We start from the raw sequence: 23111 nt of genomic DNA, 5'->3' as shown, positions 1-23111 counted from the left end.
GCTCACCCGAAATATGTGGGTAGATCCCGCCATGGGGCCGCGCCTGTCCGGTCCGTCACGTGGACGGTTCCCGCGTGCCGAACCGCCCTGCGCAGGGTCGGCTCCACCTGCTCGTACGGCACGCCGTGGACCAGGTGGCAGAACCTGCCCCTGGCCAGCCTCCGCGCCCACGCCGGTTCGCGCATGGAGCGGTAGGCGGCCAGCGACCCCTCGAAGGTGACCAGGAGGTCGGCCAGCGAGGCGTAGGCGGGGTCGGGGTAGACGCCGGGATTGAGCACGACGGGCCCGCGCACCTCCTCCACCAGCGCCCTGTAGTGAGCCACGCGGTCGGCGCAGGCGGCGACCTGGTCGAGGAAAGCGCCCCGCACGCCGTACCAGACCAGATAGCGGCGCAGGTCGGCGCGGACCTCGGTGGCGGGGCGCAGGCCGAAGTCGGTCTCGGCGTAGCCGAGCACCTCGGTGCCCGCGGCCCGCAGCGCGGCCACCGCGGCCGCGCAGCCTGGATCCCTGGCCTGACCCGGGCCGTGATCGACCGTCACCACCGCCATGCGCGGCGGATCGGCCAGCAGGCGCCGCCAGGTGTGGACGGCGGTGCCGGGGTGGAAGTAGGCGGGCACGAGCGTGAAGGGCCCGGTCCCGGCCCCACCGGGCGGCCCCCCGCCGCACAACCGGGTCACCGCGCGCCGCCTCCCCCGCCGTCTCGCGCCCCCTGGCTCCGGGAACGTTATCGGCCGCCCACCTCACTGTCAGGGAAATCGGCCTCACGGGCCCGCGTAGACTGGCATTCGTGGCAGACCCCAAGTTCGAGATCCAGATGCTTCACGACCGGGTGATGATCCGGCTGGAGAAGGACGGCGAGGAGCGGCGCAGCGGCGCCGGCATCGTGATCCCCGCGACGGTCAAGATGGCCAACAGGCTGGCCTGGGGCGAGGTCTGCGGCGTGGGGGCCAACGTGCGCTCGGTGAAGGTCGGCGACAAGGTGCTGCTCAACCCCGAGGACCAGTACGAGGTCGAGCTCCACACCAAGGTCTACCTCGTCATGCGCGAGCGTGACCTGCATGCCGTGGCGACACACGAGACCGACCACGGCACGGGGCTCTACCTCTAGCCTTCTCAGTTGCGCGTGTAGCTCAGATAGAGGTCGTAGTCGCGCCACGCGGTGCGGCTGATGTCGGCGAGGGGGCGCACCGCCCTGCCCTTCAGGTCGACCACGACGCTGAGGTAGCCCTTGCCGTGCCTGCCGACCGCGATCAGGTGCTCGCGGTCCCACCAGCCGTAGGAGGCGACGGCGGGGACCTTCACCTTCTTGTCCAGCTTGCCGTTGTACGGGTTCCAGGTGCACAGGGCGGCCTTGTACCGCTTCGGGCACCAGGTCGCCATCCTGCGGCCGTCGGGTGAGAAGGCGCTCTCGCCGCCGACCAGCCCTCCAGTACGCCAGAGGGTCCAGGCGACCCTGCCGTCCGGCACGTAGAAGCGCACGCCGTCCCAGTAGTCGGAGACGACACGCCTGCCGTCGGGCGACCACTGGAACAGCGCGTCGGGGTAGGCGCCGCGCACCTTGACCAGCCGGGCGCGCTTGGCGGCCACGTCGACGACGACGAACCCGATGCTGCGCCAGCCGCCGCCTCCGTCGTCGCCCTTCGAGACGGTCAGCACGACCTTGCGCCCGTCCGGCGACCAGTACGGCGTGCCCGCCACCATGGGCGCCTTCACCGTGCGGATCTTGGTGGTCCTCCCGGTCGCGCGGTTGGTGATCGCGATCCGGTCGTAGCCCTTGGCGAACTTCCTGGGGATCGCGGCGACGAATCCCCCTCCGGGCGAGACGGCGAGGTCGTTGTAGGAGCGCTGCCCCGCGAAGCCGCCCCTGGTCCGCAGGTAGGCCGAGCCGGCGGTGGTGTAGGCGGTGACCCTTTTCGGGTCGCCCGGCTGCTCGTGCAGGGTCACGTCGAGTCCGGGCAGCCTCACGTCCGCCCCTGCGAGGGCGAGCGTGGCGGCGAGAAGGAGGGTGCTTAAGCTCACGGGAGGCACCCTCTCACTTACGGGTGAAGCTCAGCCAGAGTTCGGCCTGCCAGGTGCCCGACGGAATCGCCGCCAGCACCCGCCTGACCGTGCCCGAGGTGTCGGCCACGACCAGCCTGTAGGCCTTGCGATGGGGCACGACGGCGATCAGCCTGCTGTCGTTCCACCAGCCGACCACCGTCTCGGGCCTCAGCCCGGACCGCGAGACGATCTTTCCCGTCGCGGGGTCGACCAGGCACACGTGCTCGGCGAACTTCGAGGGACACCACGTCGTCATGCGCCCCCCGGAGGGCGAGAAGAGGTCGGGCCCGGTCAGGGTGCCGACGCCCTGGAGGATCCTGGGCCTTCTGCCCTCCTTGTAGACGATCGCGTCCCCCTTGTGCTGCGAGATCACCCCGCCGTCGGGGGTCCACCAGAAGGTGGCCGCGGGGTCCACGCCCGCGACGGTGGTGGGGTGCGCGGTGCCCGCGGCGACGTCGACCGTGACGTAGCCGCTCGTGACCCACTTGCCGGAGGTCTTCCGCTCCATCGTGAGCAGAACCTTCTTGCCGTCGCGCGACCACGAGGCGTAGGAGGCCAGCAGGGGCCGGGCGACCGTGGGGATGCGCTTCACCCGGCCGGTCGCGCGGTCGGTGACGACGAGCGCGTCGCGCCCGCCCCGGTAGGCGGCCGGTACGGCGGCCGCCATCCGGCCGTCGGGCGAGACGACGACCTCGGCGGCGCCGCGCTGCCTGACGAAGGTGGAAGCGCCGCGCAGGTAGGCCTGCCTGGTGCCCAGGCCGTAGGCGGTCAGCCGGACGGGATCTCCTGGTTTCTCCTGGAGCACCACGGAGGTCCCGGGAAGCGGGATGAGGGCGAGAGCCACGAGGACGGTGAGCACGGCGGCAGCCTAGGCAGCGATCACCCTTTCGTCCGCCTGGCAGACCGAACGAGCATGAATGTCAGATACCGAGGAGCTTGCGGCCTTCCACGATGAGATCGATGCCGAGGCTCAGCTTCGTGACGCCCCAGATGATCACACCCATGGTGGCGAGCGTGACGAGCAGCACGATGATCCGCACGGGCCAGCCCTGCCGCTTGTACCACTCGGTCCAGGCGTGCAGGACGTGCTTGCCGAACTCGAGCAGCTTGTGCGCCCAGTGGAACTCGGTGGCCAGCACGGCGAGGCCCGCGAAGACGACCAGCCACCCAGGGCCGGGGAAGGGCACCATGATGAGGCCCCCCACGACCATCACCGCGCCGATCACGCCAATGACGATCTTGAGGGTCAGGGCGCCGGTCCTGGTGGACCTGATGCCGTCGAGCCAGCCGTGTATGCCGGCGCGGCGTGCCGCCTCGCCCTTGAGCTGGTCGGCGTCACCGGTTTCGGAGTTTGCCACGCATCCAGCGTAATGGGCGGAATGAGGCTCCCTGGTAGATCGCCACTCCATCTCCGGCCCCTCTCGGCGCGCGTGCGCGGGGAGCCGGCCAGGATGCGCGGCGACGTGTCCCGCGGTGACGCGAGCCATGCCGGGGTCCGCGCGTCGTCGCAGGTCAGCCATGAAACATTCGTCAGGTAAAGCTTTCGGCAGACATTAGGCGTTTACCGTCAAATATCGGTTAATGTCGTGCATGCCCGAGGTTCTGATACGCACCGTCACCGGTCAAATCCGCGCCGACGCGGTCACCGGTGCCGTCCTCCCCCACGAGCACCTGCGCTGCGACCTGCGCTGGGCGGTGGGCATCGACTCCGACCCGCACCGCTGGCTCGACGAGGAGCGCACCGTCACCGAGGAGCTCCGCGAGCTGCGCCAGTCGGACGGCCTCGGACTCACCGTCGAACTCTCCTGCATCGGCATGGGCAGGGACGCCGCCTCCCTGGCCCGCGTCGCCGCGGGCAGCAGGGTGCCCGTCGTCGCCTCGACCGGCCTGTACGCCGAGCCGTTCACCCAGGTGCGGCAGGACGACGTCGACACCCTCACCGCACGGCTGATGGACGAGATCACCTCCGGCATCGACGGCACGGGCGTCCTGCCCGGCGTCATCGGCGAGGTCGGCGCGTGGGGCGCCGAGCCCACGCCCACGGAGGAGCGCTGCCTGGTCGCCGCCGCTCGCGCCTCGCTCTCCACCCGCCTGCCCGTCGCCGTCCACGGCCAGAACCCGCTCGCACCGCTGGAGATCCTGCTCGGGCAGGGGCTGCCCGCCTCCCGGGTGAGCGTCGCCTGCACCGGACACGACCCCGCCGTGGCACGCAAGGTCGCCGAGGCGGGCGCCTACGTCAACCTCTCCTCCGTGGTGCTCGGCGCCCAGCGCGCGGCCGCCGTCGCACTGGAGTTGATCTCCGAGGGGCACGCCGGCCGGCTGCTGCTCGGCAGCGGGGTGTCCCGCGTGGCCCAGCTCCAGCGGTACGGCGGATCCGGGTACTCCCACATGTTCCGCACGCTGCTCCCGCGCCTGCGGGAGGCGGGGGTGGACGAGGAGACGATCCGCTCGATCACGCACGGCAACCCCGTCCGCTGGCTGACCAACGGATAGCCGCACCGGATCCTGGCCGAGCACGCCGTCCTCCCCATGCGCGACCCCGGCGGCCGGTCAGGCGCGTGGCAATACCTGCCCATCTCGGCGCCCGAAGATGACATGATTCTTCCGCCGATGGTCAAGCAGAAGTGTGATTCAATTCGACATATCGCTTGATGGGGGACAGGGAGGAGCGGTGTTGTCTCCGGACATGCTGAACGAACCGGGCGGCACGGTCGCCGGAGCAGGCGCGTTGCTGGCGATCCTGAGGGACGGCCAGGCCCGCACCAGGGCGGAGCTCGTCCAGCTCACCGGCCTGGCCAGGTCCACGGTGTCACAGCGGCTCGACGCGCTGCTGACCCACCAGTGGATCGTCCCCACCGAGGACGCCATCTCCTCGGGCGGCAGGCCGGCCGTGGCGTTCGCGTTCAACAGCTCGGCCCGCGTCGTCCTGTCAGCGGACCTCGGAGCCACCCACGCCAGGGTCGCCGTGACCGACCTCGCCACCACCGTCCTGGCCGAACGCACCGCCGACCTCGCGATCGACCGCGGCCCCGAGCCGACGCTCGAGTGGCTCCTCGAGACCTTCCTCGAACTCCTCGCGGAGACGGGTCACAGCGTCGAGCAGGTGTGCGGCGTCGGCGTCGGCCTCCCGGGCCCCGTCGAGCACGCGTCAGGACGCCCGATCAACCCACCGATAATGCCGGGCTGGGACGGCTTCCCCGTCCCCGAGTGGCTGGGCGAACGGCTCGGCACCGCCGTGCTGGTCGACAACGACGTGAACATCATGGCGCTCGGCGAGCACTGGGCGGCCAGGCCCGAGGCCGACCAGCTCGTGTTCGTCAAGATCGGCACCGGTATAGGGTGCGGCATCATCTCCGACCGCCGCCTGCACAGGGGCGCCCAGGGCGCGGCGGGCGACATCGGGCACGTGCGCGTCTCCTCGGCGGCCGACGTGGTCTGCAGGTGCGGCAACACCGGTTGCCTGGAGGCGGTCGCGGGCGGCGCGGCCGTGGCGGCCAAGCTGGCCGCGGCGGGCGTGCCCGCGGCCCACAGCCGCGACGTCGTCAACCTGGTACGGCAGGGCAACACGCAGGCCGTCCAGCTGATCAGGCAGGCGGGCAGGGAGGTCGGCGACGTACTGGCCTCGATCGTGAACTTCTTCAACCCCGCGGTGATCGTGATCGGCGGCGACATCGCGGAGGCGGGTGAGCACGTCCTGGCGGGCGTGCGCGAGGTCATCTACAGCAGGTCGCTCCCCCTGGCCACCCAGCACCTGAGCATCCGTACCAGCGAGCTGGGGGATCGGGCGGGCGTCGTGGGGGCGGCCGTCATGGTGATCGAGCACGTCCTGGATCCCGGCACCGTGGACCGCACCGTCCTCCGCTGAGTCCCTGCGACCGCCCCTCGGGGTCAGGTCGCCGAGGACGCGAGGTGGCCGATCAGGCGCTTCACGGCCGCCTCGTCGCCCTCGATCTCCAGTTCGCCCGCGGCCACCGCCTCCCGCGGGTCCGCGCCCTGGAAGAGGACCGAGGCGAGGGCTCCCGCCTCGCCCTTCAGCACCGCGTCGGGGCGCGCCGCGGGCCCCCGCCCCACCGCGATGTCCTCCCGCGAGGTCTCCACGAAGAAGACCTCCTCTCCCATCCGCAGCTCGAGGCTCCCCTCGAAGCCGGGCAGGTACATCGCCTTCAGCGCCAGCACCAGCGAGGTCACCCCGAGCCTGTTCGCGGTCGTGATGGGTGCCCTGCTCCCCCACCGCCCGAGGTGCAGCAGGACGGGTTCGAGGCCGAGCCCCCATGCGGTCAGCTCGTACACCCAGACCACGGCGGGCGGAGGGAGCTTGCGCCGCCGTACCACACCCGCCTCCTCCAGCTCCCGCAGCCGCTGTGACAGCACGTTCTGGCTGCTGCCCGGCAGATCGCGGTGGAGGTCGGTGAAGCGTTTGGGTCCGAGCATCAGCTCGCGGACCACCAGGAGCGCCCACCTGTCGCCGACGAGATCGAGCGCGCGGGCCACGCCGCACGGGTCCTGATAGCTACGCACGCGATCATCATACCGGCCTCTCTTGTGTTTTCTAACTGAGCACTCCTAAATTAGGAGTATGAACCTACCGAAGATCGTCTCCGCCGAGGAATGGCAGGCCGCTCGAGACGAGCTGCTTGTCGAGGAGAAGGCGGCCACCAGGCAGCTCGACGCGCTGGCCGCCAAGCGCCGCCGCCTGCCGATGGTGGAGTTCGCCACCGACTACGTCTTCGAGGGGCCTGAGGGCAAGCTCGGGCTGCTCGACCTGTTCGACGGCCGCCGCCAGCTCGTGGTCTACCACTTCATGCCGCTGCACGACGACGGCCTGCCCTGCACCGGATGCGCGTCGTTCACCGACAACATCCCCAACCTGGCGCACCTGCGCGCCCGCGACACGACGATGGCGGTGATCTCCCGCTCGCCGTACGCCGACCTGGAGCCGGTACGGCAGCGCCTTGGCTGGCGCCTGCCGCTCTACTCGGGCCCCGAGTTCAACACCGACTGCGGCGCGGGCGACGGCTTCGGCCTCAGCGTGTTCCTGCGCGAAGGCGAGCGCGCCTTCCGCACCTACTTCACCACCGCGCGCGGCGCCGACCGGCTGCGCATGGACTTCAACCTGCTCGACCTGACCCCGTACGGCAGGCAGGAGACCTGGGAGGACTCCCCCCAGGGCCGGCCGCAGACCGAGCCCTACCAGTGGTGGCGGCTCAACGACGAATACGCTTGACCTCAACCACGCTTGACGTCACAGGCTTGACCGCATGACATTCACCCAAGCGGAGCTCGACTACCTGGGCACGCAGCGGCTCGGCAGGCTGGCCACCGTGGCGCCCGACGGCCAGGTGCAGAACAGCCCTGTCGGTTTCTTCGTCAACGCCGACGGCACCCTCGACATCGGGGGGCACGGCATGGGCGGCTCCAAGAAGTTCAGGAACGTGGCCGCGGGCAGCACGGTGGGCTTCGTGGTCGACGACCTGGTATCGACACGGCCGTGGACCGTGCGCGGCATCGAGATCAGAGGGACGGCCGAGGCTCTCACCGAGCAGGAGCCGCCCCTTCCCGGCTACAGCGGCGAACTCATCAGGATCGTCCCGCGAAAGATCATTTCCTGGGGCCTGGGCGACGGGGCGTCGAACCGCAACGTCTGAAACTGGCTAGGATCTGGGCGGAATGGTGACACGGGAACGACGCCCTGTCCGCCGCCTGTGGGAGTCCATGTCCGCGGCGGCGTCACGTGCTGCCCGCATGGGCGACATGCCCGCCGTCCTCATGCTGGTGTGGGCGGGCTGGCTGGCGGTCCCGCTGTCGCTGAGCGGTCTGGCCCAGGCCCGCGCCGCGGCGGCCGCCGCCTACGAGCACGACACCCCGCCGCCGGCGCCCGCCGCCGGCCGCCACGACATGCCCTCCGGCCCCGACGCGTTCACGGGTCCCGACGCGGCCCCGCGTCCCGCGCGGTACCACCCCTGGGCGGGATCCGTCGGCGAGTGGGCGGCCAAGGGCGCGGGCGCGGCGCCGGCCGCGGCTCTGTGGCAGTCCTCGCTCCAAGCGGGTGCCGTACCGGCTGACTCCGGTGCCGCCGCGAGCGCTCTGGCCGAGGAACTGCTGGCGCGGGAGCGGTCCAGGATCGCCGGCGAGGTGCACGACGCGGCGGGCCACGGCTTCTCGACCATCGCGATGCAGGCGGGGCTCGCGCTGCTGGTGCTGGAGGAGGACCCCGAGCAGGCGAGGGAGTCGCTGCGGGCGATCAGGGAGACGAGCATGGAGGCGCTGGCCAGGCTGCGCGGCGCGCTCGACCTGATGGACCCACGCGGCGCCGATGACCGGCTTTCGGGCCTGGTCGGCGGGGTCCGCGCCGCGGGCCTGCCCGTCGACATGGAGCCGGCCGACCCCGAGGTCCCCGCCCACCTGCGCGGCGCCGTCTACGGGGTGGTGCGCGAGTCGCTCACGAACGTGATCAGGCACGCGGGTCCGACCAGGGCGCTGGTGAAGGTGACGGGCGAGCGGGACGCGCTCGTGCTCGAAGTGGCCGACAGAGGCCGCGGGCCCGCCGCCGCGGGCGAGGGCCGGGGACTGTCGGGCATGCGGGAACGGGTGCTGGCCGCGGGAGGCGAGTTCCGCGCCGGTCCGAGGGACGGCGGCGGCTTCCAGGTGGTGGCCCGCTTCCCCCTGGACAGCGCGTGATCCCGGTCGAAGGCGACGCGACGCGGGAAGCCGTGATCAGAGTCGGGATCGCCGATGACCAGGCGGTCGTGCGGATGGGACTCAAGGCGCTCATCGCCAGGGAGTCCGGCATGGCGTTGGTGGGCGAGGCGGCCGACGGCGGACAGGCGCTGGCGCTGGTCAGGGAACGACGTCCCGATGTGCTGCTGCTCGACATCAGGATGCCCGGCATGGACGGCCTGCAGGTGCTGAGGGCCATCGCGGCCGACCCCGCCCTCCACGGCACCAGGATCGTCGTGGTGACCACGTTCGCCGTGGACGAGTACGTGTTCGCCGCGCTGCAGGCGGGCGCGAGCGGGTTCCTGCTCAAGGACAGCGCCCCCGACGAGCTGGTCAGCGCGATCAGGGTGGTGGCGGCGGGCGAGGCTCTGCTGTCGCCCGCCATCACCCGCAAGGTCATCGGCCTGTTCGGCAGGACGGGCGGCGCCGAGCCGGTCGCCGGCGTCGAGACGCTGACGCCGCGCGAGAGGGAGATGGTCGCCTGGGTGGCGACCGGCAGGTCGAACGACGAGATCGCCAGGGAGCTGGTGATCAGTCCTGACACCGTGCGCACGCACGTGAGCAGGGCCATGGTGAAGCTGCGCGCCCGGGACAGGGCACAGCTCGTGGTCTTCGCCATGCGCGCGGGCCTCGCCCTGCCGTCGTGAGCCGTGTCGCGGCCCTTGGCGCACGGCTCGTGCCGCCCCCGTGCGCTACCTCAGCAGCCCCTCGTAGTTGCGCTGCTGGAGCTGGGCCTCGATCTGCTTCACGGTCTCCAGCCCGACGCCGACCATGATGAGCACGCTCGTGCCGCCGAAGGGGAAGTTCTGCGCCGAGGAAGGGTCGCGCAGCAGGGCGAAGGCCACCAGCGGCAGCAGCGCGAGCACGCCCAGGTAGACGGCGCCCGACGCGGTCAGCCGCGACAGCACGAACCCCAGGTACTCGGCGGTCGGTCTGCCGGGCCTGATGCCCGGCACGAATCCCCCGAAGCGCCTCATGTTGTCGGCCACCTCGACGGGGTTGAAGGTGATCGAGACGTAGAAGTAGGCGAAGCCGACGATCAGCAGGAAGTAGACCAGCATGTAGAGCGGGTGGTCGCCTGCCATGTACCGGCTGATCCACGGCACGGCGTCGCCGAGCAGCGTGGGGATGTAGAGCAGCGACGAGGCGAAGATCACCGGAACGATGCTGGCCTGGTTGACCTTGAGCGGGATGTAGGTGCTGCTGCCGCCGTACATCCGCCGCCCGACCATCCGCTTGGTGTACTGCACGGGAACCCGCCGCTGCGCCTGCTCCATGAAGATCACCGCCGCGACCAGGAACAGGCCTGCGACGAGGATCGTCACCGCCGCGAAGGGGCTCATCACGAACATCGTCGACATGTAGGACGGGAAGACCGCGATGACCTGGGTGAACATGAGGATCGACATGCCGGTGCCGATCCCCTTGCCGCTGATCTGCTCTCCCAGCCACATCACCACGCACGTGCCGGCGACCAGCACGGCCACCAGCACGACGACCGCGAGCAGGCCGGTGTCGTAGAGCACGGGACGCGTGCAGCCGGGCAGCAGCCGGCCCGAGCGGGCCAGTGCGACGACGGTGGTGGCGTTGAGCACGGCCAGCCCCACCGTCAGGTACCTCGTGTACTGCGTGATCTTGGCTTGCCCGTTCTGCCCCTCCTTGCGGAGCTGGTCCAGGCGCGGGATCAGGACCGCCATCAGCTGGATGACGATGCTCGCCGTGATGTACGGCATGACACCGAGCGCGAACACCGACAGCTTCAGCATCGCCCCGCCGCTGAACAACTGCACCATGTCGACGATCCCGCCGCGCGCTCCCCCGAGGCACTGGCGTACCGCCACCATGTCGACGCCGGGCGCGGGCAGGATCTGCCCCAGCCTGAACAGCACGATGACGCCCAGCGTGAAAAGGATCTTCTTGCGCAGGTCAGGGATCTTGAAGGCGCGCAGGACCAAGGTGAGCATGCGCCGAGTCTGTCCATGATCGCGCGGAAGGGCGTCCGCAGGCGGGCGGCATCGGCGTACGCAGATCCGCGTACGCTCTGACCTTGTGGTTCCTGTCTGGGTGATCAGCGGCCCGCCTGGCGCGGGCAAGTCGACCGTCGCCGCCGCGTTGCTGGCGCGCCTGGACCCCGTCCCCGCGCTGCTCGACAAGGACGCCGTCTACGGCGACTTCGTCGCCGAACTGCTGTCCGCGCGCGGCAGGCCGCGGGGCGAGCGCGAGGGCCCCTGGTACGACGAGCACGTCAAACACCACGAGTACGGCGGTTTGACCAGGCTGGCACGGCAGATCCGCGCGCACGGGTGCCCGGTGATGCTCGACGGCCCCTTCACCTCGCAGGTGCATGCGGCGGCGCTGTGGGAGGACTGGGTGGAGCGGCTCGGCGGGCCGCCGGTCCGGCTGGTGTGGGTCCGCTCCGACGGGCCCACCCTGCGCGAGCGGCTTCTCGCCAGGGGGCTGGCCAGGGACGAGGGCAAGCTGGCGGCCTTCGACGCCTACCTGAAGGCGATCATGGTGGACGAGCCGCCCGCCGTACCGCATCTGGAGATCGACAACCGGCGGGGGGCGCCCGACCTGGGAGACCAGCTCAGCGCGGCGGGCATGCCGCCGCGAGCCCGGCCGGGCGCCGCGAGGCCGGCCGGGTGAAGGCGCCGCGGCGGGCACCTGGCTAGGTCTCGCGGAGGTCGGTGATCGCCATGTGGCCCGGCAGGTGGCCGATGGCGTAGTCGACGCCGCTTGCCATCACGGCCTCCTGCGGGGTGACGCCGCACGCCCAGAAGACCGGAACCTCGCCGGGTCGTACGGGGACGGGGTCGCCGTGGTCGGGGTGGGACAGGTCCGCGATGCCCAGCACCGCGGGATCGCCGATGTGCACCGGGGCGCCGTGCACGTCCGGGTAGCGGCCGCTGACCTCGACGGCGGTGGCCACCAAACGCTCGGGCACCGGGCGCATGGAGACCACGAGCGGCCCCCGCAACACGCCCGCGGGCTCGCACGCCACGGCGGTGCGGTACATCGGGACGTTGGTGCCGAGCTCGACGTGCCTGACGGGTACGCCTGCCCGGATGAGGGCGGCCTCGAAGGTGAAGCTGCAGCCGATGAGGAAGGCGACGAGGTCGGGCCGCCAGTGCTCGACGACGTCGCCGGCGTCGGCTACCGGTTCGCCCTCACGGTAGATCCGGTAGCCGGGCAGGTCGGTGCGCAGGTCGCCGGGGAAGATCCGGGTGCTGGTCGCGCCAGGCTCCCCGACGTCGAGCACGGGACAGGCCTGGGGGTTGCGCTCGGCGAAGAGGCGCAGGTCCCCTGCGAGCCGCTCGGGGACGGCGATGAGGTTGGCCTGGATCCAGCCCTCGCACCAGCCGGCCGTGGGGGTGTGCTCCCCCGCCCTGAAGCGGGCCCGAGCCTGGGCAGGGGTCAGGGTTCTCTCGCGAAGAGGTGCTGCGGCGTCCTCCATGGACCCACGCTACGCCCGGCCGGCCGCCTTCTGGCTCCTGCGCGAGACCGAGTCGATGACGACCGCCGCCAGCAGCACCGCGCCGGTCACCATGAACTGGATGGAGTTGCTGACGCCCTGCAACGCCATTCCCGAGGCGATCGACTGGATGACGAGCATGCCCAGCAACGCCGAGTACGTGGTGCCGCGCCCGCCGAACAGCGAGGTGCCGCCGATCACCGCCGCCGCGATCGCCATGAGCAGCACGTTGCTCTGCCCCGTCGCCTGGCTGGCGCTGGAGATGCGGGAGGCGGCGAAGATGCCGCCGATCGCGGCGAACGAGCCCGAGATGACGAAGACGGAGATCCTGATGAACGGCACGCTGATGCCCGCGCGCCTGGCCGCCTCGATGTTGCCGCCGACGGCGAAGATGCTGCGCCCGTACTTGGTGCGGCGCAGCACGAAGTCCGTTCCGACGACGATCACCAGGAAGATCAGCAGCGCGAGCGGGAGCCCCTTGTACAGGTTGAGGATGTAGGCCGCGCCGAAGGCCACCACCGCGAGCACGACCGTCCGGAAGACGATGTCGCCCGTCGTCCTGGACGGGATGCCCGCCTCGCGGCGCTGGTTGTTGCCCATGACCGACACCACGAAGAAGCCGGCGACGGCCAGGGCCGCCAGGCCGTACGCGGCGATCACGTAGACGAAGTAGGTGCTGGTCAGTCCGGCGACGAAACCTTCGCTCGGCAGGTTGATGGTGCCGTTGGGCCCGAGCACCCACAGCTGGAAGCCGGTCCAGGCGAGAAAGCCCGCCAGCGTGACCACGAAGGAGGGCACCCCGATCTTGGCGAAGAAGAAGCCGTGGATGAGGCCGAGCACGGCGCCGACCACGACGGCGAGCAGGATGGCCAGGATCGGGTTCATGCCCAGGTTGACGTTGAGCACGGCCAGCACCGCCGCGCAGGCGCCGCTGACCGCGCCCGCCGCCAGATCGATCTCGCCCAGCAGGAGCACGAACACGATGCCCACCGAGATCATCCCGGTCGGGACGATGTCGACACTCAGGTTGGACAGGTTCTGCGCGGACAGGAACTGGCTGTTCAGGCTCTGGAAGACGAGCCAGATGACGACGAGGCCGACGATGACCGGCAGCGGGCCGAGCTCGCCGCCCCTCACCTTCTGCTTGAACTCCTCCAGATAGCCGGTGAGGCCCTGTTCGCGGACCACCAGCCGCGGGTCGACCGGGGTTTCAGTCACTGAGCCTCCTGTCCCTGCGTGACGCGGCGTTGTCGGTCGCCCCGGTGATCGCCGCGATGATCTCTTCTCTGGTGGTCGCCTTGGCGTCGAAGAAGCCGTTGTTACGCCCGAGCCTGAGCACCGCGATGCGGTCGGCCACCGCCATGACGTCGACCATGTTGTGGCTGATCAGGATCACGCCGTGCCCCTGGGCGCGCAGCCGCTCGACCAGGTCGAGGACCTGGGCGGTCTGCTCGACGCCGAGCGCGGCGGTCGGCTCGTCCAGCAGCACGACCTTCGGCTCGCCCAGCAGCGAGCGGGAGATCGCCACCGTCTGCCGCTGGCCTCCCGACAGCGAGGCCACGGGGATCCGCACGCTGGGAATCTTGATCGACAGCGTGTGGAGGAGGTCGCGCGAGCGCTTCTCCATGGAGACCTCGTCGAGGACGGCCGTCGACGTGAGCTCGTTGCCGAGGAAGAGGTTCCCGACCACGTCGAGGTTGTCGCAGAGCGCGAGGTCCTGGTAGACGGTCGCGATGCCGAGCGCCTGCGCGTCGGAGGGGCTGGTGATCGAGACGCGCCTGCCCTCCCACGTGATCGTCCCCTCGTCGGGCGGGCCCACGCCGGCGATCACCTTGATCATCGTGGACTTGCCTGCGCCGTTGTCGCCGACCAGCGCGACGACCTCGCCCTCGTTGACCTCGAGGTCGACGTCCGTCAGCGCCTGGACGGCGCCGAACCGCTTGGAGATGCCCTCGAGGGCGAGGACGGTGGCCATCTCAGGAGATCCCTGCCGCGTCACACGCCGCCTTCACGGCGGGGGTGCAGATCTCGGCGGCCTTCCAGAAGCCGTCCTTGACCACGGTGTCCTTGATGTTGTCCTTGGTGACGACGATGGGCGCGATGATCTGCGCGGGGACGGGCTTGCCCGATCCGTTGTCCACGGTGGTCGTACCCTTGATCGACTTACCCGTGCCGACGTCGATCGCCATCTGGGCGGCGTTCTTGGCCTCGGGCTGGATCGGCTTGTAGATCGTCATCGTCTGGGTGCCGAGCAGGATCCGCTGGATGGCCGCCAGCTCGGCGTCCTGGCCGGTCAGCGGGGTGCCCGGCTTGACGCCCGCGTTCTGCATGGCCCTGGCGATGCCGCCCGCCATGCCGTCGTTGGCCGCGTAGACGCCGATCACGTTGCTCGCGCCGAGCGCGGTGAACGCGCCGGCCGCCTCGGTGTTGGCCTGGTCGGGGCTCCAGTCAGGGGTGTCGTACTCCTTGCCGATCGTGACCTGGCCGTCGAGCACCGAGTGCGCGCCCTTCTTGAAGTCGGCCGCGTTCGGGTCGGTCGGCGAGCCGTTGACCATGACGATCGGCCCTCGCTTGGGGTCGCCGCCCGCCTTGATCGCGTCCAGGAGCGCCTGTCCCTGCGCCTTGCCGACCTGCAGGTTGTCGAAGGAGGTGTAGCCGTCGACCGGTCCGCCTGCCAGCCGGTCGTAGGCGATCACCATGGCGCCCTGGCTCTTGGCCTTGGCGACGGAGGAGGCCACGGCCTTGGCGTCCACCGCGTCCAGGATCAGCACCTTCACCCCGTTGGTCAGCATGGAGTCGACCTGTTGCTGCTGCTGGTTGGGGTCCTGGTTGGCGTTGTTGTAAACGACCTCGCACTTGGGACACAGGGCCTTGATGTCGTTGGTGATGTACGGCCGGTCGAACTTCTCGTATCTGGCCGTCTTCGACTCGGGAAGCAGCAGGCCGATCTTGAAGCCCTGCTCGACCGTGCCGATGGCGCTCGCGCTGGCGGTGCCGCCCTGAGTGTTTCCCGCCTGACCCGACTGCCCTGCCGTACCGCATGCGACGGCCAGCCCGAGAATTACCAGAACTCCGCCGATGACTTGTGCTCTCACCGCGTCCCCCGATCGGATCCCTCGGGTGGGGCCTTACCCTCGCGGATCCGACATGGCGACTGCCTTGTCACAGCTTTGCCAGGCGATGTTCTGATTTTTCGTGGAGTCTACGGATTCAGGACGAGTCGACCCATGAGAAGACGGTGTTGACCCATTCGGCGAGCGCGGTGGGGTGGGTGAAGACGAACACCGTGACGACCAGCGCGGGGATGACGACGGCGTAGCCGAGGATGAGCCCGGCGACCGCCATGCCGTGACCGGGTCTCAGCCCGCGCCTGGTCTGCGAGGTGGCCACGTGGCCGAGGATCACGGCGATGATCGACGGAATGCCGAACAGGCACCAGCTGCCGAACAACCCGAAGATCCCGAAGATGAGGCTGGCCACCGCGGCGCCCGACGTCGGCGCTGTGGCCGGACGGGGGAGGTACCGGTGCTCGTCGTCCCCGTAGGGAGGGTGCATGTGTCGTCGTCTCCGTCCCTGGAGCGATGTCAACCGACACGATCCTCCACTTCTCCTTGCTGATCAAGAGGCGGCCGTGCGGGGCACCCCTGCCGCCGGGCCGGAGTTGACAAATCACGGGTGCGTCAACCAGAGTTGACGTCAACATTAGTTGACGCACGAAGGGGCTACCGCATGGAAGCGCTCGCCGTCGCCGTGACCGCGAACCTCCCCGTGATCCTGTGGGGCGCGCCTGGGACGGGCAAGACCTCGGCCGTCCTCGCGCTGGGCGCAGGCCTGGGCCTGCCCGTCGAAGCCGTCGTCGGCTCGATCAGGGAGCCGAGCGACTTCGCCGGGCTGCCGGTCCTGCGCGAAGGCGGCACCTGGTTCGCCCCGCCCCGCTGGGCCGAACGGCTGGCCAGGGCGGGGCGCGGCATCCTGTTCCTCGACGAGCTGACCACCGCGCCGCCCGCCGTCCAGGCCGCGATGCTCCGCGTGGTGCTCGAGAGGACCGTCGGCGATCTGGTGCTGCCGGACGAGGTGCGGATCGTGGCCGCCGCCAACCCGCCCGAGCAGGCGGCCGACGGCTGGGACCTGTCGGCGCCGCTGGCCAACCGGCTGATCCACCTCGACTGGCGGGCGAGCGCCGCCGTGGTGGCCGAGGGGTTCACCGGCGGCTTCGTCGTACCGGACGCGCTGGGCGGGCCCCCGCCCTCCCCCGCGGCGGTGGCGAGGGCCAAAGCGCTCGTGGGGGCGTTCCTGCGGGTGCGGCCCGAGCTGGTGCTCGCCGTACCGGACGGGCCCGCGCGGGCGTGGCCCAGCCCGCGCACGTGGGAGCTGGCGGCCCGAGCGGTGGCCTGCGCGCAGGGCGAGGTCGCCGCCGAGCTGGTGCGAGGGGCGGTGGGCGACGCGGCGGGCTTCGAGCTGCTGTCGTGGCTGCGTGACCTCGATCTGCCCGACCCGGAGACGCTGCTTGCCGATCCGGGGGCGCCGCTGCCCGACCGGATCGACAGGGTGCACGCGGTGCTCGGCTCTGTCGTGGCGCACGTGTCGGCCGACGGCAGCGCGGAGACCTGGCAGCGGGCGTGGCCGCTGATCGCCAGGGTCGCCAGGCGCACGCCCGACGTGGCGGCGGGCGCCGCGCGCTCGCTGGCGGCCGCCCGTCCCTACGGCGCGCACCTGCCCACCGCGATGATGGAGCTGGCACCGATCCTGCGCGCGGCAGGACTGCTGCGATGAGCGTCATGGACCGCTTCGCGGCGGCCAGGCTCCTGGCCGCGGCGCGTGCGCCGTACCTGGCCTCGGCGCTGTTCGCGCTCACCCCGCTGGTCCACGAGGACGCCGTGGGGGCGTGCGCCGACGCCAACTGGAACCTCCACCTCTCCCCCGCCACCGCGCAGGCCATCCCCGTGGAGGAGCTGGCGTGGTCGCTCCTGCACCAGGTCGGCCACCTGCTGCGCGACCATCTGGTCAGCGGCCGTGACGGCGTCACATGGAACACGGCGAACGACGCGGAGATCAACGACGACCTCGGCGCCGCCCCCGCCACCGCGGTCACCCCCGACCGGCTCGGGCTGCCGTCCGGCCTGATGGCGGCGGACTACCACCGGCTGCTCGATCTCATCGACGTGCCGTCCGAGCTCACTCCCTGCGGCGGCGCGCCGTTCACCGGGCCCGCCGTCATGTCGGCGCTGGAGCGCGACCTGCTGGCCAGGGCGGTGGCCTCACGCATCAGAGGAGAGGCCCCGTACGGCTGGCGGCGCTGGGCCGAGTCCGTCCTGCGCCCATCGGTGGACTGGCGGCGCGCGCTCGCCTTCCTCGTCCGGCGGGGCCTGTCGCGCGGCCAGGTCGACTACAGCTACCGGCGCCCGTCCAGGCGCGGCCTTCCGCACGTGGTGCTGCCCGCCATGGTCAGGCCGAGCCCGCGCGTCGTCGTGCTGGCAGACACCTCCGGCAGCCTCGGCGAGCCCGCGTTGCGGCGGGTGCTGGGGGAGATCGAGGGGGTGCTGCGCGCCTGCGGGCACCGCGGCGTCGAGGTGATCTGTTGTGACGCGGCCGCCCGTCCTGTACAGCGGGTCACCAGGGCCGCCGAGGTCGAGCTCGTCGGCGGCGGGGGCACCGACCTGCGGAAGGGCTTCGAGGCGGCGGACGCGCTCCGCCCTGACGTGGTCGTCGCGCTGACCGACGGCGACACGCCGTGGCCCGAGCGCCGCCGGCGGGCGCACGTGATCGTCTGCCTGGTGGACGCGCGGGGGACGCCCGACGTCCCGCCGTGGGCGAGCGTGGTGCGGGTGGCGGCGTGAGCGGCTGGGAGGGGTTCAGCCTGGGCGAGACGCGGCGCTGGCGGCACGCGGGGTTCGACCGGGTGGAGGCGTCCGCGTGGCGGGAGGCGGGCGTGCTCGACCCCGGCGACGCCCGCCTCTGGCGTACGGCGGGTGCCGCTCCCCGCACGGTCGTCGTCTGGCAGCGCGCGGGGATGACGCCCGGCGAGGCGGTCCGCTGGCACGAGCTCGGCGTCGCCCCGCACGACGCGGCCAGGCGGCATCTGTGCGGCGAGCGGGCGAGGAGGGTGTCGTGGTTCGCCAAGGCGCCTGACATGCCCGAGGGGCCGATCAGACACCTGCTGCGGGCGGGCGTCCCCGCGGACGTGGCACGCGCCTACGCCGACGCGGGCTGGGACGGCGCGGCCGGCGAGCAGTGGGCGGCGCGGCGGGTCGACCCGGGGGACGCGCGGCTGTTCGCCGCGCTGGGCTTCACCGCCGCGGAGGCCGCGGCACTCGGCAGGGAGGCGGTGGCGCTCGTCATGGACTGGTGGGGAGCGGTGCCCGTCGGCGAGGTCGCCGCCTGGTGCGCGGCGGGCCTGACCCCGGCTGAGGCGGCGGCGCAGCGGGCCCGGGGGGTGACGGCCGAGCAGGCCGCGGTGCTGCGAGCCCTGAACGGGTGATGTCTCAGTAGGTGATGTCTCAGTATTCGAGGCCGAAGTCGTGGCGGCCCAGCGTGTAGCCCTCGCCTTTGGGCACCACCTGGCCCATCGCGACGAGGGTGGCGATGCTCCGCCTCGTCTCGTCCTCGCTCATCCCTGCCATCCTCGACACGTCGGCCACCCGCGCCTCGTCGCCTCCGACCGCGATGGCGGCGACGGCCTCATACACGGCCAGATCGACGTCGGACAGCGCCTGCACGTCGTGTGGTTCCATCAGCGCTGCCTCGCTCCTTCACGCAACCGGCCGGGGTCGATGTCCCGCACGGGATGGCGGCGCAGGTACTCGCTCTCCAGCTCGTTGGTGCGCGAGGTGTGGCGGGCGAGCGCGTCGTCGGGCCCGTGCAGCAGCGTCTCCAGGCGTGTCTGGTAGAGCTGCCGCAGTTCGCGGATCAGGTCTTCTTCCGACAGGTCCCTTGGATCGATTCCCATAAGACGTCAGCTACCCGTTACCTGGCCCCCACAACATCCGTCAATTTTCCTGACAATAGGGATTGCGGGGATGTTGTGTCGGTTTTACCTTCCCCGTATGGACCTCGAGCTCCGGCACCTCAAGATCGTTCGAGCGGTCGCGGAGTCGGGCAGCGTCAGCAAGGCAGCGACCCGGCTAGGGGTGGCCCAGCCGGCGCTGACCGCCCAGCTCAAACGCATCGAACGCGCGTTAGGCGGCGCCCTCTTCCAGCGCGACCGCTACGGCGCCAGACCCACTCCCCTCGGGGAACTGGTGCTCTCCCGCGCCCGTGTGCTCCTGCCCGCCGCGCAGGAGCTGCAGGACGAAGCCCTCCGCTTCGCCAACGCCACCGCCGGCGGCTACCGCATCGGCGCGACCAACGGACCCGTCCTCGGCGGGCTGGTCGACCGGCTGGCCGCCGCCGCCCCCGTCTCCACCTACACCTCGTGGTCGTCGCGCGAGCTCGCCCTGATGGTCGCCCAGGGCAGGCTCGACTACGTGCTCGCGGGCGCGTGCGGCGACGGCGTGCCCGAGGGCGACATCGCGTGGCACACCATCGGCATCGACCCCGTCTTCATCATGGTCGCAGAGACGCACAGCCTCTCGGGCGAGAAGGAGGTGGCGCTGTCCGACCTGGCCGACGAGCAGTGGGCCGTCACCCCGGGCGACGGCTGCTTCGGTGACTGCTTCGCCGCCGCCTGCACGCGCGCGGGATTCACACCCTGCACGATGTACGAGACGGACGTGGCCACGTGCGTGCACCTCGCCCAGGTCGGCAGGGCGGTGGTCCTGTGCCAGGCCACCCACCCCTTCGCCCCCGGACTCGTCATGGTGCCCGTCGCGGGCGCGCCGCTGCGCTGGCGCCAGATGCTCGGCCACCATCCGGGCGCCCCAGGCGCGTCATGGGTGGCCGCCCACGCCAAGGCGGCCCACGCCGACGCCGTACGGCGCAGCCCCGTCTACCACGACTGGCTGATCCGCAACCCAGGTTTCGGCACCTCCCCATAACACCGTGATAGGGGGCAAGTGGTAGCTCCTCGGCTGGTGGACCCACCGTTACGGTGACGGCACCCCCAGCAAGCGAAGGAGTTCCCATGCTTCGCCGCACCCGAGCGCTGATCGCGATCGCGATCGGCGCGTTAGCCCTGTCCTCGACCCCCGCCATCGCATCGGCTCCCGCCGAGACCAACCCGCCCAAGGGGCTCCTCGAGGCCATGCAGCGCGACCTCGGCCTCACCCAGGAACAGGCCGTCAAGCGCCTGGCCAACGAGCAGCGGGCCGCGCAGACCGCTCCGGGACTCGCCAAGAACCTCGGCGGCGAGTTCGCCGGCAGCTGGGTCGAAGGCCCGGAGAGCACGCTGATCGTGGCCACGACCAACGCCTCCAGGCGCCGCGTGGCCGGCGCCCAGGTCAAGGTCGTCGCGCACTCCCTCGCCCAGCTCGAAGCGGGCAAGCAGGCCCTCGACAAGGCCGCGTCCAGCGCCCCCAAGACCGCCCCCGTCTGGTATGTCGACGTGCGGACCAACAGCGTCGTGGTCCTCTCCTCCAACCCCGCCGAGGCCGAGGCGTTCGTCGGGGCAAGCGGCGCCGACAAGGCGCTCGTCAGGGTCGAGCAGTCGGGCGAGCAGCCCGTGCCGTACGCCGACGTCCGCGGCGGCGACGCCTACTACATCGGCAGCGGCTCCCGGTGCTCGGTCGGCTTCTCCGTGACCAAGCCGGGCACCAACGGCGGATTCGTCACCGCGGGACACTGCGGAAGCACCGGCGCCACCACCCGCGGCGCCAACCAGCAGGCCCAGGGCACCTTCCGCGGCTCCTCCTTCCCCGGCAACGACTACGCGTGGGTCGAGGTCAACAGCAGCTGGACCCCCGTCGGCGTCGTCAACGGCTACAGCGCGGGCATCATCCCGGTCAACGGCTCGACCGTCGCCCCCGTCGGCTCCTCCATCTGCCGCGCCGGCTCCACCACCGGATGGCACTGCGGCACCGTCCAGCAGCTCAACACCAGCGTCACCTACTCCCAGGGCACCGTCTACGAGGTGACCAGGACGAGCGTCTGCGCCGAGCCCGGCGACTCGGGCGGCTCCTACATCTCCGGCAACCAGGCGCAGGGCGTGACCTCCGGCGGGTCGGGCAACTGCAGTTCCGGCGGCACCACCTACTTCCAGCCGGTCAACGAGATCCTCTCCGTCTACGGGCTCACCCTGGTCACCGGCGGCGGCAACCCGCCCACCGGCTGCCAGAACTACCGCGAGATCTACAACGGCTCGCTGAGCAACGGCCAGAACCAGTACCAGCCGAACAACTCCTACTACCAGTCGACCGTGTCCGGAACCCACGCCGGCTGCCTCGACGGGCCCAGCGGCGTCGACTTCGACCTCTACCTGGAGAAGTGGAACGGCTCCTCGTGGGCGCAGGTCGCCAAGAGCGACAGCGCCAACCCGGACGAGTCGATCAGCTACAACGGCACCGCCGGCTACTACAGGTACCGCGTCAACTCCTACTCCGGTTCGGGCTCCTACACGCTGGGCGTGAACAGGCCGTGAGCCGTGCGGCGGCCACCGGCCTCCTGGTGGCCGCCGCACCGCCTTGGTCGTCACGCACCCGCGGCCGCGCTCCCGCCGGCTGTCCCCCTGGACAGAGCCCACCCCGCGCAGGGGGTGGGCTCGACCCATGCGTGCCGTACGGGGAGGGAGAACCCGCAGGTCCGCGCCCTGGAATAGACCCGTGTGCGCGCGGGTTGGCCCAAAGATGACCGATCAGATCAGGGGCGTCGCGCGCGGCCGGGCCGACGTGCCGCTCTCCATCCTCGACCTGGCCACCGTCAGCACCGGCGGCAGCGCCACCGACGCGCTCAGGACCAGCACCGATCTCGTACGGCGGGCCGAGCGCTGGGGCTACCACCGCTACTGGGTCGCCGAGCACCACGGCATGCCGAGCGTCGCCAGTTCCTCCCCTGCGGTACTGATCGCCCACCTCGCCGCGCACTCCGAGACGATCAGGCTCGGCTCGGGCGGTGTCATGCTGCCCAACCATCCTCCGCTGATCGTCGCCGAGCAGTTCGCCACCCTGCACGCGCTCCACCCCGGCCGCATCGACCTCGGCCTGGGCCGCGCCCCTGGCACCGACCCCGCCACGGCCAGTGCGATGCGCAGGGGCGACGCCGACGCGTTCCCCGAGGAGGTGGCCGCGCTGGCCGCCTTCCTGGACGGCGAAGCCCCAGGAGGCCTGCAGTCCTACCCGCTCAACGCCGACCGGCCGCCCATCTGGCTGCTCGGCTCCAGCGGCTTCAGTGCCCAGCTCGCGGGCATGCTCGGGCTTCCCTTCGCCTTCGCCCACCACTTCAGCGCCGAGAACACCGAGCCGGCGCTCGAGCTCTACCGCACGCGGTTCCAGCCGTCGCAGTGGCTCGACAAGCCGTACGCCATGATCGGCGTCAACGCGGTCGCCGCCGACACCTCCGAGCAGGCCCTGCGCCTGGCCCGCACGACCGCCCTGGCGATGCTGCGCCTGCGCCGCGGCCGGCCGAGCCCCATCCCCTCCCCCGAGGAGGCCGAGGCCTACCCCTACGCCGAGGTCGAGCAGACCTTCGTCGACGGCTATCTCCGCAACGTCGTCAAGGGCACGGGCGCCGAGGTCCGCGCGGGCCTGACCGCCCTGCGCGACCGCACGGAGGCGGACGAGCTGATGATCACCACAGGCGTGTACGGCGGCGCCAACCGCCTGCGCTCCTACGAGCTGATCGCCCAGGCCTTCGAGCTGGACCTGCCGTAGTCCGCGCGCACCCCCGAAGGGCTCAGGACGGGCAGGCTCACGCCGCCAGCAGCAGGACCAGCCCGGCGAGCAGCACCACGGCCGCGCGCGCCAGGGAGGTGGCGGACACCGGCGCCTGCCCAGGCTGCCGCGGAAGGCCTCGA

Annotated in this window: 27 protein-coding genes; 14 read left to right on the top strand and 13 right to left on the bottom strand. The window is 71.3% G+C overall.

Features of this window, described 5'->3' with window-relative positions:
* Positions 1 to 2: 2 nt before the first annotated feature.
* A complete protein-coding gene (locus AC3EO4_RS00395) occupies positions 3 to 677 on the bottom strand; it encodes a spherulation-specific family 4 protein (protein WP_379579915.1) in 675 nt (224 codons plus the stop codon).
* Positions 678 to 787: 110 nt separating this feature from the next.
* On the opposite strand from AC3EO4_RS00395, the gene AC3EO4_RS00390 reads away from it, so the two are divergent.
* On the top strand, positions 788 to 1108 hold the full coding sequence (locus tag AC3EO4_RS00390; protein WP_354913060.1) for a GroES family chaperonin: 321 nt from the start codon (positions 788 to 790) through the stop codon (positions 1106 to 1108).
* Positions 1109 to 1113: 5 nt separating this feature from the next.
* On the opposite strand, the gene AC3EO4_RS00385 is transcribed toward AC3EO4_RS00390, so the two are convergent.
* The 3 genes from AC3EO4_RS00385 to AC3EO4_RS00375 form a co-directional block, all read right to left on the bottom strand.
* Positions 1114 to 2019 (bottom strand): TolB family protein, encoded by a 906-nt coding sequence (locus AC3EO4_RS00385; RefSeq protein ID WP_431892806.1) that lies wholly within the window; start codon positions 2017 to 2019, stop codon positions 1114 to 1116.
* Positions 2020 to 2032: 13 nt separating this feature from the next.
* Positions 2033 to 2899: a hypothetical protein gene (locus AC3EO4_RS00380; RefSeq protein WP_431892805.1), complete on the bottom strand. Its 867-nt coding sequence runs from the start codon at positions 2897 to 2899 to the stop codon at positions 2033 to 2035.
* A gap of 61 nt (positions 2900 to 2960) precedes the next feature.
* On the bottom strand, positions 2961 to 3398 hold the full coding sequence (locus AC3EO4_RS00375) for a TIGR02611 family protein (RefSeq protein WP_379579922.1): 438 nt from the start codon (positions 3396 to 3398) through the stop codon (positions 2961 to 2963).
* Positions 3399 to 3630: 232 nt separating this feature from the next.
* On the opposite strand from AC3EO4_RS00375, the gene AC3EO4_RS00370 reads away from it, so the two are divergent.
* Complete coding sequence (locus tag AC3EO4_RS00370) at positions 3631 to 4533, top strand: phosphotriesterase family protein (protein ID WP_379579924.1); 903 nt, start codon at positions 3631 to 3633, stop codon at positions 4531 to 4533.
* Positions 4534 to 4726: 193 nt separating this feature from the next.
* Positions 4727 to 5905 (top strand): ROK family protein, encoded by a 1179-nt coding sequence (locus AC3EO4_RS00365; RefSeq protein WP_379579926.1) that lies wholly within the window; start codon positions 4727 to 4729, stop codon positions 5903 to 5905.
* Between the two features lie 23 nt (positions 5906 to 5928).
* On the opposite strand, the gene AC3EO4_RS00360 is transcribed toward AC3EO4_RS00365, so the two are convergent.
* Positions 5929 to 6558: a winged helix-turn-helix transcriptional regulator gene (locus AC3EO4_RS00360; protein ID WP_379579928.1), complete on the bottom strand. Its 630-nt coding sequence runs from the start codon at positions 6556 to 6558 to the stop codon at positions 5929 to 5931.
* A 58-nt stretch (positions 6559 to 6616) separates the two neighbouring features.
* Between AC3EO4_RS00360 and AC3EO4_RS00355 the strand changes: the two genes are divergently transcribed.
* The 4 genes from AC3EO4_RS00355 (at position 6617) to AC3EO4_RS00340 (ending at position 9404) form a co-directional block, all read left to right on the top strand.
* Positions 6617 to 7264: a DUF899 domain-containing protein gene (locus tag AC3EO4_RS00355; RefSeq protein ID WP_379579930.1), complete on the top strand. Its 648-nt coding sequence runs from the start codon at positions 6617 to 6619 to the stop codon at positions 7262 to 7264.
* 34 nt (positions 7265 to 7298) lie between these two features.
* Positions 7299 to 7685, top strand: coding sequence for a PPOX class F420-dependent oxidoreductase (locus AC3EO4_RS00350; protein WP_379579932.1), 387 nt, complete (start codon positions 7299 to 7301; stop codon positions 7683 to 7685).
* Positions 7686 to 7782: 97 nt separating this feature from the next.
* On the top strand, positions 7783 to 8718 hold the full coding sequence (locus AC3EO4_RS00345) for a sensor histidine kinase (protein WP_431892797.1): 936 nt from the start codon (positions 7783 to 7785) through the stop codon (positions 8716 to 8718).
* Positions 8719 to 8750: 32 nt separating this feature from the next.
* Positions 8751 to 9404: a response regulator gene (locus AC3EO4_RS00340; protein WP_379580274.1), complete on the top strand. Its 654-nt coding sequence runs from the start codon at positions 8751 to 8753 to the stop codon at positions 9402 to 9404.
* A gap of 45 nt (positions 9405 to 9449) precedes the next feature.
* On the opposite strand, the gene secY is transcribed toward AC3EO4_RS00340, so the two are convergent.
* Positions 9450 to 10721 carry a preprotein translocase subunit SecY gene (gene secY, locus AC3EO4_RS00335; protein ID WP_431892795.1) on the bottom strand — a complete coding sequence of 424 codons (1272 nt, stop codon included), beginning with the start codon at positions 10719 to 10721 and terminating at the stop codon, positions 9450 to 9452.
* 85 nt (positions 10722 to 10806) lie between these two features.
* Here secY and AC3EO4_RS00330 point away from each other — a divergent pair, with 85 nt between their 5' ends.
* The gene (locus AC3EO4_RS00330; RefSeq protein WP_431892792.1) at positions 10807 to 11403 is read left to right on the top strand and encodes a P-loop nucleotide/nucleoside kinase family protein; all 597 of its coding nucleotides are present in this window, start codon (positions 10807 to 10809) and stop codon (positions 11401 to 11403) included.
* A 22-nt stretch (positions 11404 to 11425) separates the two neighbouring features.
* On the opposite strand, the gene AC3EO4_RS00325 is transcribed toward AC3EO4_RS00330, so the two are convergent.
* The 5 genes from AC3EO4_RS00325 to AC3EO4_RS00305 all read right to left on the bottom strand — a co-directional run bounded on the left by AC3EO4_RS00325 (position 11426) and on the right by AC3EO4_RS00305 (position 15784).
* A complete protein-coding gene (locus AC3EO4_RS00325) occupies positions 11426 to 12211 on the bottom strand; it encodes a putative hydro-lyase (RefSeq protein WP_431892789.1) in 786 nt (261 codons plus the stop codon).
* A gap of 9 nt (positions 12212 to 12220) precedes the next feature.
* Positions 12221 to 13447: a sugar ABC transporter permease gene (locus tag AC3EO4_RS00320; RefSeq protein ID WP_379579942.1), complete on the bottom strand. Its 1227-nt coding sequence runs from the start codon at positions 13445 to 13447 to the stop codon at positions 12221 to 12223.
* The gene (locus AC3EO4_RS00315; protein WP_379579944.1) at positions 13440 to 14204 is read right to left on the bottom strand and encodes an ATP-binding cassette domain-containing protein; all 765 of its coding nucleotides are present in this window, start codon (positions 14202 to 14204) and stop codon (positions 13440 to 13442) included. Before AC3EO4_RS00315 ends, AC3EO4_RS00320 begins: the two co-directional genes overlap by 8 nt.
* Position 14205: 1 nt before the next feature.
* The gene (locus AC3EO4_RS00310) at positions 14206 to 15324 is read right to left on the bottom strand and encodes a sugar ABC transporter substrate-binding protein (RefSeq protein ID WP_431892786.1); all 1119 of its coding nucleotides are present in this window, start codon (positions 15322 to 15324) and stop codon (positions 14206 to 14208) included.
* 115 nt (positions 15325 to 15439) lie between these two features.
* Complete coding sequence (locus tag AC3EO4_RS00305; RefSeq protein WP_379579948.1) at positions 15440 to 15784, bottom strand: DUF4190 domain-containing protein; 345 nt, start codon at positions 15782 to 15784, stop codon at positions 15440 to 15442.
* 174 nt (positions 15785 to 15958) lie between these two features.
* Between AC3EO4_RS00305 and AC3EO4_RS00300 the strand changes: the two genes are divergently transcribed.
* From AC3EO4_RS00300 to AC3EO4_RS00290, 3 genes are read left to right on the top strand one after another with little or no spacing between them, the layout of a single operon-like run.
* Positions 15959 to 17002, top strand: a complete 1044-nt coding sequence (locus AC3EO4_RS00300; protein ID WP_431892783.1) for an AAA family ATPase — start codon at positions 15959 to 15961, stop codon at positions 17000 to 17002.
* Positions 16999 to 18066, top strand: coding sequence for a vWA domain-containing protein (locus AC3EO4_RS00295; protein WP_431892782.1), 1068 nt, complete (start codon positions 16999 to 17001; stop codon positions 18064 to 18066). The genes AC3EO4_RS00300 and AC3EO4_RS00295 overlap by 4 nt, the downstream gene beginning before the upstream one ends.
* Complete coding sequence (locus AC3EO4_RS00290; RefSeq protein ID WP_431892780.1) at positions 18063 to 18707, top strand: hypothetical protein; 645 nt, start codon at positions 18063 to 18065, stop codon at positions 18705 to 18707. Before AC3EO4_RS00295 ends, AC3EO4_RS00290 begins: the two co-directional genes overlap by 4 nt.
* A gap of 19 nt (positions 18708 to 18726) precedes the next feature.
* Here AC3EO4_RS00290 and AC3EO4_RS00285 read toward each other — a convergent pair whose 3' ends face one another.
* Together AC3EO4_RS00285 and AC3EO4_RS00280 are read right to left on the bottom strand one after the other, a co-directional pair.
* Positions 18727 to 18960: a hypothetical protein gene (locus AC3EO4_RS00285; RefSeq protein WP_379579956.1), complete on the bottom strand. Its 234-nt coding sequence runs from the start codon at positions 18958 to 18960 to the stop codon at positions 18727 to 18729.
* The gene (locus AC3EO4_RS00280) at positions 18960 to 19175 is read right to left on the bottom strand and encodes a DUF6158 family protein (protein ID WP_379579957.1); all 216 of its coding nucleotides are present in this window, start codon (positions 19173 to 19175) and stop codon (positions 18960 to 18962) included. Before AC3EO4_RS00280 ends, AC3EO4_RS00285 begins: the two co-directional genes overlap by 1 nt.
* Before the next feature lie 97 nt (positions 19176 to 19272).
* Here AC3EO4_RS00280 and AC3EO4_RS00275 point away from each other — a divergent pair, with 97 nt between their 5' ends.
* The 3 genes from AC3EO4_RS00275 (at position 19273) to AC3EO4_RS00265 (ending at position 22968) form a co-directional block, all read left to right on the top strand.
* Positions 19273 to 20202 carry a LysR family transcriptional regulator gene (locus AC3EO4_RS00275; RefSeq protein WP_379579959.1) on the top strand — a complete coding sequence of 310 codons (930 nt, stop codon included), beginning with the start codon at positions 19273 to 19275 and terminating at the stop codon, positions 20200 to 20202.
* An 86-nt stretch (positions 20203 to 20288) separates the two neighbouring features.
* The gene (locus tag AC3EO4_RS00270; RefSeq protein ID WP_431892776.1) at positions 20289 to 21740 is read left to right on the top strand and encodes an alpha-lytic protease prodomain-containing protein; all 1452 of its coding nucleotides are present in this window, start codon (positions 20289 to 20291) and stop codon (positions 21738 to 21740) included.
* A gap of 205 nt (positions 21741 to 21945) precedes the next feature.
* Positions 21946 to 22968: an LLM class flavin-dependent oxidoreductase gene (locus AC3EO4_RS00265; protein WP_431892774.1), complete on the top strand. Its 1023-nt coding sequence runs from the start codon at positions 21946 to 21948 to the stop codon at positions 22966 to 22968.
* Positions 22969 to 23111 lie beyond the last annotated feature (143 nt).

This window comes from Nonomuraea sp. bgisy101 (assembly GCF_057708945.1).
Note: the sequence above shows the minus strand (reverse complement) of the source record. Positions and strands in the feature narration are given on the sequence as shown.

Coding starts and splice junctions, on each gene's coding strand:
- AC3EO4_RS00275 (WP_379579959.1), top strand. CDS start 19,273: ATGGACCTCGAGCTCCGGCACCTCAAGATCGTTCGAGCGGTCGCGGAG.
- AC3EO4_RS00315 (WP_379579944.1), bottom strand. CDS start 14,204: ATGGCCACCGTCCTCGCCCTCGAGGGCATCTCCAAGCGGTTCGGCGCC.
- secY (WP_431892795.1), bottom strand. CDS start 10,721: ATGCTCACCTTGGTCCTGCGCGCCTTCAAGATCCCTGACCTGCGCAAG.
- AC3EO4_RS00270 (WP_431892776.1), top strand. CDS start 20,289: ATGCTTCGCCGCACCCGAGCGCTGATCGCGATCGCGATCGGCGCGTTA.
- AC3EO4_RS00365 (WP_379579926.1), top strand. CDS start 4,727: ATGCTGAACGAACCGGGCGGCACGGTCGCCGGAGCAGGCGCGTTGCTG.
- AC3EO4_RS00355 (WP_379579930.1), top strand. CDS start 6,617: ATGAACCTACCGAAGATCGTCTCCGCCGAGGAATGGCAGGCCGCTCGA.
- AC3EO4_RS00370 (WP_379579924.1), top strand. CDS start 3,631: ATGCCCGAGGTTCTGATACGCACCGTCACCGGTCAAATCCGCGCCGAC.
- AC3EO4_RS00285 (WP_379579956.1), bottom strand. CDS start 18,960: ATGGAACCACACGACGTGCAGGCGCTGTCCGACGTCGATCTGGCCGTG.
- AC3EO4_RS00295 (WP_431892782.1), top strand. CDS start 16,999: ATGAGCGTCATGGACCGCTTCGCGGCGGCCAGGCTCCTGGCCGCGGCG.
- AC3EO4_RS00300 (WP_431892783.1), top strand. CDS start 15,959: ATGGAAGCGCTCGCCGTCGCCGTGACCGCGAACCTCCCCGTGATCCTG.
- AC3EO4_RS00305 (WP_379579948.1), bottom strand. CDS start 15,784: ATGCACCCTCCCTACGGGGACGACGAGCACCGGTACCTCCCCCGTCCG.
- AC3EO4_RS00280 (WP_379579957.1), bottom strand. CDS start 19,175: ATGGGAATCGATCCAAGGGACCTGTCGGAAGAAGACCTGATCCGCGAA.
- AC3EO4_RS00350 (WP_379579932.1), top strand. CDS start 7,299: ATGACATTCACCCAAGCGGAGCTCGACTACCTGGGCACGCAGCGGCTC.
- AC3EO4_RS00325 (WP_431892789.1), bottom strand. CDS start 12,211: ATGGAGGACGCCGCAGCACCTCTTCGCGAGAGAACCCTGACCCCTGCC.
- AC3EO4_RS00345 (WP_431892797.1), top strand. CDS start 7,783: ATGGGCGACATGCCCGCCGTCCTCATGCTGGTGTGGGCGGGCTGGCTG.
- AC3EO4_RS00265 (WP_431892774.1), top strand. CDS start 21,946: ATGACCGATCAGATCAGGGGCGTCGCGCGCGGCCGGGCCGACGTGCCG.